Origin of the sequence: Streptacidiphilus pinicola (assembly GCF_003258295.1) — a bacterium.
GTDB classification, from domain to species: domain Bacteria; phylum Actinomycetota; class Actinomycetes; order Streptomycetales; family Streptomycetaceae; genus Streptacidiphilus; species Streptacidiphilus pinicola.
In genome coordinates this window covers 3,448-3,914 of record NZ_QKYN01000146.1, presented here as the reverse complement: position 1 = coordinate 3,914, position 467 = coordinate 3,448, and the positions used below count along the sequence as shown (strand labels likewise).

General features: G+C 70.7%; 1 protein-coding gene. It reads right to left on the bottom strand.

The window, feature by feature from the left end; genetic code table 11:
* The coding region (locus DN069_RS31710) for an alpha-ketoglutarate-dependent dioxygenase AlkB (RefSeq protein ID WP_111506686.1) at positions 1 to 467 on the bottom strand (467 nt) is incomplete at both ends.

Below are 467 nucleotides of genomic sequence, written 5' to 3'. Positions count from 1 at the left end.
TCCGACCGGGCGGGCGGTCTTCGGGATCGCGTGCTCCCAGGTCCGCTGGCACGAGCCGCCCATGACGATCAGGTCGCCGTGCCCGAGCTGCTGCCGGATGGTGGTGCCGGACATCCCGGCCTCCGGGCGCGGTCGGAGCAGCAGCGCCCGAGGTTCTCCGATGGAGAGGATGGCCACCATGGTGTCCTCGGTCTTCCCGCGGCCGATGGTGTCGCCGTGCCAGGCGACGCTGTCGCGTCCGTCGCGGTAGAAGCAGAGCCCGAGTGTCGCGAAGTGCTCGCCCAGCTCTCCCTGGTAGTGGTCGCTGAGCATCTCGCGGGCCTCGGTGAGGAGAGGATCGGGCAGCCGGTCGTCCTCGTCGTAGAACGCCAGCAGCCGGGGTACGTCGACGACGCGGTCGTACATCTTGCGGCGCTCGGCATGCCACGGCACCTGCTCCGCCAGTCGCTCGAAGAGCGCGTCGGCGC